The organism is Alteromonas sp. (assembly GCF_984505615.1).
The window spans coordinates 18,811-27,309 of the sequence record NZ_CFHOXV010000034.1; the positions used below are offsets into that span (position 1 = coordinate 18,811).

9 protein-coding genes and 1 pseudogene are annotated in these 8,499 nt (G+C 46.8%); 7 read left to right on the forward strand and 3 right to left on the reverse strand.

Translation table 11 applies throughout. The features are described 5' to 3' along the window. Nucleotides 1–117: 117 nt before the first annotated feature. The 4 genes from AC4PME_RS15835 to AC4PME_RS15850 all read left to right on the forward strand — a co-directional run bounded on the left by AC4PME_RS15835 (nucleotide 118) and on the right by AC4PME_RS15850 (nucleotide 2,782). Entirely contained in the window at nucleotides 118–741 is a 624-nt protein-coding gene (locus AC4PME_RS15835; protein ID WP_119499435.1) for a c-type cytochrome, read from the forward strand. Between the two features lie 350 nt (nucleotides 742–1,091). Next, the gene (locus AC4PME_RS15840) at nucleotides 1,092–1,763 is read left to right on the forward strand and encodes a class I SAM-dependent methyltransferase (RefSeq protein WP_491044881.1); all 672 of its coding nucleotides are present in this window, start codon (nucleotides 1,092–1,094) and stop codon (nucleotides 1,761–1,763) included. 27 nt (nucleotides 1,764–1,790) lie between these two features. Next, a complete protein-coding gene (gene yihI, locus AC4PME_RS15845) occupies nucleotides 1,791–2,294 on the forward strand; it encodes a Der GTPase-activating protein YihI (protein WP_303572558.1) in 504 nt (167 codons plus the stop codon). A gap of 14 nt (nucleotides 2,295–2,308) precedes the next feature. Further along, nucleotides 2,309–2,782 carry a DUF2489 domain-containing protein gene (locus AC4PME_RS15850; RefSeq protein ID WP_490710431.1) on the forward strand — a complete coding sequence of 158 codons (474 nt, stop codon included), beginning with the start codon at nucleotides 2,309–2,311 and terminating at the stop codon, nucleotides 2,780–2,782. A gap of 51 nt (nucleotides 2,783–2,833) precedes the next feature. Here AC4PME_RS15850 and AC4PME_RS15855 read toward each other — a convergent pair whose 3' ends face one another. Continuing rightward, nucleotides 2,834–3,424 (reverse strand): DNA-3-methyladenine glycosylase I, encoded by a 591-nt coding sequence (locus AC4PME_RS15855; RefSeq protein WP_491044880.1) that lies wholly within the window; start codon nucleotides 3,422–3,424, stop codon nucleotides 2,834–2,836. 119 nt (nucleotides 3,425–3,543) lie between these two features. Here AC4PME_RS15855 and glyQ point away from each other — a divergent pair, with 119 nt between their 5' ends. The 3 genes from glyQ (at nucleotide 3,544) to AC4PME_RS15870 (ending at nucleotide 7,033) form a co-directional block, all read left to right on the forward strand. Continuing rightward, nucleotides 3,544–4,449 (forward strand): glycine--tRNA ligase subunit alpha, encoded by a 906-nt coding sequence (gene glyQ, locus AC4PME_RS15860; protein WP_119499425.1) that lies wholly within the window; start codon nucleotides 3,544–3,546, stop codon nucleotides 4,447–4,449. A gap of 2 nt (nucleotides 4,450–4,451) precedes the next feature. After that, nucleotides 4,452–6,524, forward strand: coding sequence for a glycine--tRNA ligase subunit beta (gene glyS / locus AC4PME_RS15865; RefSeq protein WP_491044879.1), 2,073 nt, complete (start codon nucleotides 4,452–4,454; stop codon nucleotides 6,522–6,524). Between the two features lie 65 nt (nucleotides 6,525–6,589). After that, nucleotides 6,590–7,033, forward strand: coding sequence for a hypothetical protein (locus tag AC4PME_RS15870; RefSeq protein WP_119499421.1), 444 nt, complete (start codon nucleotides 6,590–6,592; stop codon nucleotides 7,031–7,033). Between the two features lie 54 nt (nucleotides 7,034–7,087). On the opposite strand, the gene AC4PME_RS15875 is transcribed toward AC4PME_RS15870, so the two are convergent. Continuing rightward, complete coding sequence (locus AC4PME_RS15875; RefSeq protein ID WP_119499419.1) at nucleotides 7,088–7,792, reverse strand: HAD family hydrolase; 705 nt, start codon at nucleotides 7,790–7,792, stop codon at nucleotides 7,088–7,090. A 157-nt stretch (nucleotides 7,793–7,949) separates the two neighbouring features. After that, a pseudogene (gene gyrB, locus AC4PME_RS15880) lies at nucleotides 7,950–8,499 on the reverse strand (DNA gyrase subunit B); the annotation flags it as partial.

The window sequence follows — 8,499 nt, forward strand, 5'->3', positions numbered from 1 at the left end:
ACGGTTATAAAACCATAGTTTTATTATGGAATAGGTTTTTCTGGCGTGCTAAATGTGTAAAATACAATGATATCACGTATATCGTCGAAGCCGTTTGGTCCTTTGTAGAGATTAGTTATGAAAAAACTGTGTTTAGTTGTTTGTATGACGTTAGGTTTCACCACAAATGCCATGGCGGCAGGCGACCCTGAAGCCGGTAAAGCGAAATCGGCCGTGTGCGCAGCTTGCCACGGAATGGACGGTAACTCTATGATTCCTATGAATCCGAAGATCGCCGGCCAGCATGCTGGATACCTGGAAAAACAACTAAAAGAGTTCAAACTGGCTTCTCAGACCGGTGGTCAGGAAGGTCGGAACAACGCAGTCATGAATGGTATGGCAGCACCTCTCTCTGAACAGGACATGGCTGACTTAGCCGCCTATTTTGCCTCTCAGGAAGCAAAAGCCGGCGAAACGCCAGAAAATTATGTTGCTGCGGGTCAGGCTTTATATCGCGGCGGTGATGAGAAACGTGGGATCCCCTCCTGCAGCGCATGTCACGGTCCGGATGGTAATGGCATGGGTCTGGCCGGGTTTCCGGATATCAGTGGTCAACATACCGATTACGTAGCCGCACAGCTGAAAGGTTTCAGAGCGGGTCAGCGCGCCAACGATATGAACGCAATGATGCGGGATATAGCGATGAAACTTACAGATGAAGATATCGAAATACTGTCAAACTACCTGGCAGGCCTGCACTAAGTACTTGTTATACAAAGCTTGTTAATTAATTGTAAAAATTACCTTGTTTTTTGAAATTTGTTCTGTAGTATACAACTTCAAGTTTGGTGCTTTGCCTGAAAGCGCACCAGCTATACAACAATAATAAAAAGCAACAGTATAGGATTTTGGAAAAAGTGTCAGGAAGACCTTGAACAATAATTCCAGCTCTGTGAAAAATAAGAATAAGGGGAGCACACCCTTGCACTTAGTGCAAATACGGGAGAGGTGTCATCAGACACTGATAAACGAGGTGATGGTTTAGGCCATCACCTTTTTTTCTTTCCGGCGCCTGTTACACTTCACAAATAGCATTCATCCTTTTTAATCCGATGCCAAAACTTACCTGCCCTCTTTGTCAGCATTCAGACATTCAGTTTTATCACGAAGATAAACGTCGACAGTTTCATCAGTGTCTACGGTGTGATCTGGTATTTGCTGACGGACGCTTTCTGCCCTCCGCAGAAAGAGAAAAGCAGGAATATGATCTCCATGAAAACAACGCTGAAGATGAGGGCTATCGTCGATTTTTACAGCGAGCGATGGAGCCTGTAACGGCCACGGTTACCCCGCCGGCAAAGGGACTGGATTTCGGATGCGGGCCGGCTCCGGTGCTCGCCGGTATGTTAAGCGAATCGGGTTATCATATGTCGGTATACGACCCTTTTTATGCTGATGACAGCACTGCCCTTGAAACATCCGGGTACTATGATTTTATAACCTGTACGGAAGCCATAGAGCATTTCCATATGCCGCACCGTGAGATTTCATTGTTAACCCGGTTGTTAGCCGTTAACGGTGTGCTTGTCATTATGACCAAGCGTGTTGAAAGCGCATTGAAATTTGCCAGCTGGCATTACAAAAATGACCTCACCCACGTATCATTTTTCTCTGATCAAACCTTCGCCTTTATTGGTAAACAATATGGGTATGACGTCACTCTTTATAGCAAAGACGTTGTTTTGTTGAAGAAGCATTCACAGATACCTGGTATAATCCGGTAATTAGTTTTTATTAGCAGGAGACACACTATGTCGTCCCGTTCGAAGAAGACCAGAAAAATTGGTCGCATTGGTGTCCGTAAAGATCCGGACTTCCGGAAAAAAAAGCCCGCCGGCTCAGAGAATTCCTCAAAGACAAACAAACATAAAGGTAATCCGGCCGGAAGCCGTAATGTGGTTGAGTCAAAACCCGAGCAAACGAAGGCGGTACGGGTGAACAAAGATCCCCGTCATGGCAGTAAAAAACCAGTACAATTGATTAAAGCACCGGTAGCCCGTGCTGCAGTGAAAAAATATGCAACTCCGGCTGATGAACTGGCAGCACTGGAAGCTGATAACCGTTTATCTGATTTGCTGGATAAACTGGATGAAGGACAAGCGATTTCAAAGGCTGAACAACAATACGTTGATGACAAAATGGCACGACATCGTATCCTGTGTGATCTGCTGGGTATTGCTGAAAGCGACGATGAAGATGATGACGATCCGATGGACAGTCTCGATGCCATGAGTATGGACGAATTTAAAGACTAAAGGTGTCAGGTTTTATGTGGTTAACCATTGCTATCATTGCCGGTTTAGTCATTATTCTCGGCCTCGGTTTTTACGCAGGCCGTTTGCTTTTCATGCTTAAACAACAAAATGAGCGGCATAAAGCGGCCCGCGACGGACGGATAGAAAACATTACAGAAAGCATTATTGTCATCAGCAAAGCGATGCAGCAACAACAATGTGAGTTATCTGAAGGTGCTATCCGGATCACGAAGCTGTTAAACGCTTTACCACTGGAAACCCCGCCTGATTACCGCTCTGAGTTTCCTCACATTCATGCTTTGTACGTGGAAATCAGTGGCTTTGCTATTTTGGAGGAGCGCAAGAAGCTTCCGTTAAAAGAGCGTAAGAAGCAGGATGATGCACGGGAGCAGATTGAATCTGAATACGAATCCCGCGTTCTAAGGGAACTGGATGCGATAAGAAGCTGGAGCGAAAACCTCAGCCAACGTACTTCAGCGTCGAAATAACTGACAGCTCTCTTTGCGGCCGTATTTAACACGGCCGCAGCCCTGCAACGGCTAACGCCTCGCCTCCTCGCAACACGGCTGGTAACAATGACAGGTGACCGTATGGTCGTTTACCATTCCTACCGCCTGCATGTAAGCATAGCAAATCGTTTCTCCGACAAATTTAAAACCAGCTTTTTTCAGTGTCTTTGCCATCAGTACGGACTCTGCTGAACTTACCGGAGCATCTTTATAATTCTGCCAGCTGTTAATAATGGTTTTATGGTCAGTGAACTGCCAGATGTAATCTCTGAATGAGATATTCTCTGTAATGGCCAGATATGCCTTTGCGTTCGCAATGATGCCTTTGATTTTAAGTCTGTTACGAATAATACCGGGTTCCTGCATCAGACGTTCAACATCCTGCTCCCCCATTTGCGCTATTTTTTCCGGATCAAACTGATGAAACAGTGTTTCGTAATTTTTTTGCTTTTTCAGAATGGTGATCCAGGACAATCCGGCCTGCTGACCATCAAGGCAAAGCTTTGCAAACAGTGAAATGTCGTCCATTTCCGGCCGCCCCCAGTGCGTGTCATGATAAAGCTTATACTCCTCATCATCAGACACCCAACCGCAACGGTTAACATCAGGTGGCACTGTCATGGCGTTTCTCCTTTTAATTACGCGCTTTTTAATCAGTTTTCGCTGTTTCAGCCTACATTCATCAGCTTACAAATTGTATACTACTCCACCTTTACATTGGTCAGTTATAAGCAGCAAACATGCAGAAATACGATATTAAAACCTTTCAGGGTTTGATCCTCGCACTGCAGGATTACTGGGCACGCCAGGGTTGCGTGATTATCCAGCCTCTGGATATGGAAGTAGGTGCAGGTACATTTCATCCGATGACATTCCTGCGTTCTTTAGGCCCGGAGCCTATCAGCAGTGCTTATGTACAACCTTGCCGCCGTCCTACAGACGGCCGTTATGGCGAAAACCCCAATCGTCTGCAGCACTATTATCAGTTTCAGGTCATGCTGAAGCCGTCTCCTGATAATATTCAGGAGTTATATCTGGGCTCACTAAAAGAGCTGGGCTTTGATCCGCTGGTGCATGATATCCGCTTCGTAGAAGATAACTGGGAATCCCCTACCCTGGGTGCATGGGGTCTGGGCTGGGAAGTCTGGTTAAACGGCATGGAAGTGACTCAGTTCACTTACTTCCAGCAAGTGGGTGGTCTGGAGTGCAAACCGGTTACCGGAGAAATCACCTACGGTCTGGAACGCCTCGCGATGTACGTTCAGGGCGTAGACAGTATCTACGATTTAGTCTGGACTGACGGTCCGATGGGTAAAGTGACTTACGGCGATGTTTTCCACCAGAACGAAGTGGAACAGTCAGCCTATAACTTCGAATATGCCAACGTAGACTTCCTGTTCAGGACTTTCGATGAATGTGAAGCAGCCAGCCAGTTACTGATTGAAAAGAATCTGCCACTGCCTGCCTACGAGCAGGTAATGAAGGCGTCTCACGCATTTAACTTGCTCGACGCCCGTCACGCCATCTCAGTGACTGAAAGACAGCGTTATATTTTACGTGTCCGGACGCTGGCAAAAGCTTGTGCTGAAAGCTACTACCAGGCCCGCGAAGCCCTCGGCTTCCCATTGTGTAATAAGGAGCAGTAATCGTGCGCACTGAAAATCTTTTGGTAGAAATTGGTACAGAAGAATTGCCACCTAAAGCCCTTAAGTCATTGGGTGAGAGCTTTGCTGCTAATATGCAGGCAGCACTGGATAACGCAGAACTGGCCTACTCAGGTATACACTGGTTTGCTGCTCCCCGTCGTCTGGCAGTATCTGTATCTGATCTTGCCGGGTCGCAGGAAGACAAAGTGGTAGAAAAACGTGGCCCTGCCGTGTCAGCAGCATTCGACGCCGACGGCAATCCGACTAAAGCGGCCATGGGCTGGGCACGGGGCAATGGCATTGAAGTTGCTGATGCAGAACGTATGGTCACAGATAAAGGCGAGTGGTTGTTGTACCGCGCCAGTGTCGAAGGACAAGGCATCGGTGAACTCATTGAAGGTCTGGTGAATCAGGCCATCAGTAAGCTACCTATACCTAAAGCAATGCGCTGGGGAAGTTCAACAACTCAGTTTATTCGTCCGGTACACACAGTTACTGCTTTGTACGGCGCCGAACTGTTACCTTTGACTGTATTAGGTAAAGCCAGCAGTCGCGTAGTTCAGGGCCACCGCTTCCATGGTGAAGCTACGTTTGAACTTGACCATGCTGATAGCTACGCTGCAGCCATGAAATCTCACTACGTTATTGCTGATTTTTCTGAGCGTGCTGAGTACATCCGTAACGAACTGGAAAAGGCCGCTGACTCTCTGGGCCTGAAAGCTGACTATGATGAAAGTCTGCTGGAAGAGATCGCCTCTCTCGTTGAATGGCCGGTAGTTATGCAGGCATCTTTTGAAGCGTCTTTCCTGGAAGTGCCCAAAGAAGCACTTATCTACACCATGAAAGATGATCAAAAGTATGTGCCTCTGTTATCAGCAGACGGTGCGCTGGATAACCGTTTCCTGTTTGTCAGTAATATTGAATCTCAGGATCCTGTTCAGGTTATTTCCGGTAACGAAAAGGTTATCCGCCCTCGACTTGCTGACGCGGAATTCTTCTTCAACACTGATAAGAAGTCCTCGCTGGAGAGTCGTCTTGGCAGTCTTGAAACCGTATTATTCCAGAAACAACTGGGTACGCTTAAAGATAAATCTGACCGCATCTCTGCGTTGTCAGCATTTATCGCTGAGCAGACAGGTGATGACACTGAAGCAGCTGCGCGTGCCGGTTTACTGGCAAAAACGGATTTAATGACGCAGATGGTCATGGAGTTTCCGGACGTACAGGGCGTCATGGGTAAGTACTACGCTATCAATGATGGTGAAGCCCCTCTTGTAGCTGACGCATTGTATGAACAATATATGCCCCGCTTTGCCGGCGATGAATTACCGTTATCCGGTGTCAGCGCCGCAGTATCTCTTGCAGATAAACTGGATACGCTGGTGGGTATTTTTGGTATCGGTCAGTTACCTAAAGGTGACAAGGACCCCTTCGCACTTCGCCGCGCAGCGATTGGCGTACTGCGTATCATCACTGAAAAGGACTTAGCACTGGATCTTGAAACTCTGGTGGCTAAATCTGTTGAAGTGTATGGCGATAAGCTTACCAATGCAGACACCGAAACGCAGGTCGTTGATTTCGTACTTGGACGCTTTGTTGCCCTGTTACAGGACCAGGGTGTGAGTATTGATGTTATTCAGGCCGTTGCAGCCCGTCGTCCTACCCGTCCTGCAGACTACGCAGCACGTGTTCAGGCGGTAGCCGCGTTTAAGGAACGGGAAGAGGCAGAAGCACTTGCAGCAGGCAATAAACGTGTTGCGAACATTCTCGCCAAGCAGGAAGGTAATGTTGCAGGGTCTGTAGACACCACACTACTTCAGGAAGATGCTGAAAAAGCACTGTACGAAGCGCTGGAAGGTGTTCAGGCTGAAGTGAAAGCTGGTGTTGCTTCACAGGACTATAATGCTGTGCTGAGCGCTCTGGCGACTCTCAGGGAAGCCGTTGATAACTTCTTTGATAATGTCATGGTAATGGCTGAAGATGAATCCGTACGGAACAACCGGCTGGCCTTGTTGTCTGTATTAAGACAGCAGTTCCTTGAAACCGCTGATATTTCGTTACTGACTAAACAGTAACTGGTATCGCCTTTTTAACGATGCCCGGCTACATCAATGTCGGGCATTTTTTTAGTGGAGTCACAGTGAATAAAAAGTTCGCTTTTTTATTAGTGTTTGTCTTCCTTTCCGGTTGTAGCAGCCGGAGCGTAGTCAGTTTACCCGGCATCATGGAGCCGCCGGAAATTAAATTTGAGAACCTTTACCTGCGTGGTGTTTTTAACTGGTGGGAAGCCAATGCCAAATATCAGTTAAAGGAAGGTTCACAAGGCTGGTACGTGGATGTTGATTTGATTGCTGATGGTCAACCCTATGACTTCCGTTTATCTGACGGTTTCTGGACGCCGGATCAAACTTGTGGTGCCCGCTACAAAGGTCAGGTTGTCATGGTGCAGTCTTCCATTTATATGGTCTGCGGCACCGAATCTGAAAACCTGCAGTTCACACCCGAGAAAACCGGTGTGTATCGTTTTACCTTCACCCCTGCCAGTGGCGGTGAGGTTATGCTGCTGGTTACACCGAAAGCGTAAACAAAAACGGCTTCATTATGAAGCCGCTTTTTTATCTCTCATTCTTACCCTTAATTACACCCACTCCGCCACTCTGACTTTCTCCCCGGCGAGTTGCTCTGCCCGACCTTTTAACTTTTCAGAGGGATTGATAAGCGTAATGCTTTCCGTGCATTTATCCATAACAGGCATGTCAGACAAGCTGTCTGTATAACCGTGCACCCATTGTTCAAAACATTCTTTTTTCTGTGTAGCCATCGTCAGTTTATTTTTGCCAAAGCAGTATTCTGAAGTAAACAGACCATAGAATGCATGTGTGAGACGCGAGCCGATTATCCTGTCAAAAGGAATACGGCATTGCCGTGCGATATATCTTGCCAGCCAGGATGGGGCTCCGGTAATGATAACAATCCTGTAACCTTCCCTTTGTCTTTTTACTATCTCGTCCAATGCACTTTCATAAATCAGTACGTCCTGCTTTTCAGATAGTTGCTGATAGTATTCACTCAACCTTTCTTTGAGGCCCTTACCTGTCACGCCCAACGTAGCCAACCAGCACACAAGGTGCAACGACATCAATCTGGTTTTTCTGAACGCAAATAGAATAAGCATCAGCGGGAATAAAAGAAGAAACAGAACGACCTTCCTTTTGGATGCGCAAATCAGATACCGGTAGAACAAATATCCGGAATCACCATTGAACAGCGTTTTATCGAAGTCAAAAACAACGGTTTTTCTCTTTGCCTGAGTTTCATCAAGTATTTCGCTATTCTGTTCCATCAGTGCCTCAGTGCTTACAGTTCTGGTTATGAGTCATTTTTTGCCGGACGGTGCCTGACTTAGTGTGCATCCACTAACCTTCTTAAATGCACACGGCATTTTGTATTTACAATAAAAAAGGGTGACTAATGCCACCCTTGTTCTGCTTATTATTAATCTACACGTCGAGGTTTTCTACCTTCAGTGCATTCTGCTCGATGAATGCTCTGCGTGGCTCTACCTGGTCCCCCATCAATGTTGTGAATAACTGGTCACAAGCGATGGCGTCTTCAACGGTAACCTGAAGCATACGGCGGCTGTCAGGGTCCATCGTTGTTTCCCACAACTGATCAGGGTTCATTTCACCCAGTCCTTTATAACGTTGAATATACTGACCGCGCTTAGCTTCACCCATCAGCCATTCAAGGGCATCTTTAAATGACCCTACCGGCTGCTTCTTCTCACCACGCTGAATGTATGCTGAGTCATTCATCATGTCGTTGATAGATTCATTCAGGTCACGAATTTTCGCGTACTCGGTAGAATCGATGAACTCCTGGTTCAGTTTGTAGAAGTAGTCGATGCCGTGCATACGCATGGTGATCTGAATAAAGAATTCGCTACCTTCTTCTTCTGGCAGGATGTCGTAACGATACGTTGCACCATCGTTCTCTTTTTCATTTAGGCTGTTTACGAAGCTTTCAGCAACGGCGCTAAGCGTTGACTCG

Excerpts from the sequence above, each read along its gene's own strand:
- AC4PME_RS15835 (WP_119499435.1), top strand. The coding sequence starts at position 118 with ATGAAAAAACTGTGTTTAGTTGTTTGTATGACGTTAGGTTTCACCACA.
- AC4PME_RS15840 (WP_491044881.1), top strand. The coding sequence starts at position 1,092 with ATGCCAAAACTTACCTGCCCTCTTTGTCAGCATTCAGACATTCAGTTT.
- yihI (WP_303572558.1), top strand. The coding sequence starts at position 1,791 with ATGTCGTCCCGTTCGAAGAAGACCAGAAAAATTGGTCGCATTGGTGTC.
- AC4PME_RS15850 (WP_490710431.1), top strand. The coding sequence starts at position 2,309 with ATGTGGTTAACCATTGCTATCATTGCCGGTTTAGTCATTATTCTCGGC.
- AC4PME_RS15855 (WP_491044880.1), bottom strand. The coding sequence starts at position 3,424 with ATGACAGTGCCACCTGATGTTAACCGTTGCGGTTGGGTGTCTGATGAT.
- glyQ (WP_119499425.1), top strand. The coding sequence starts at position 3,544 with ATGCAGAAATACGATATTAAAACCTTTCAGGGTTTGATCCTCGCACTG.
- AC4PME_RS15875 (WP_119499419.1), bottom strand. The coding sequence starts at position 7,792 with ATGGAACAGAATAGCGAAATACTTGATGAAACTCAGGCAAAGAGAAAA.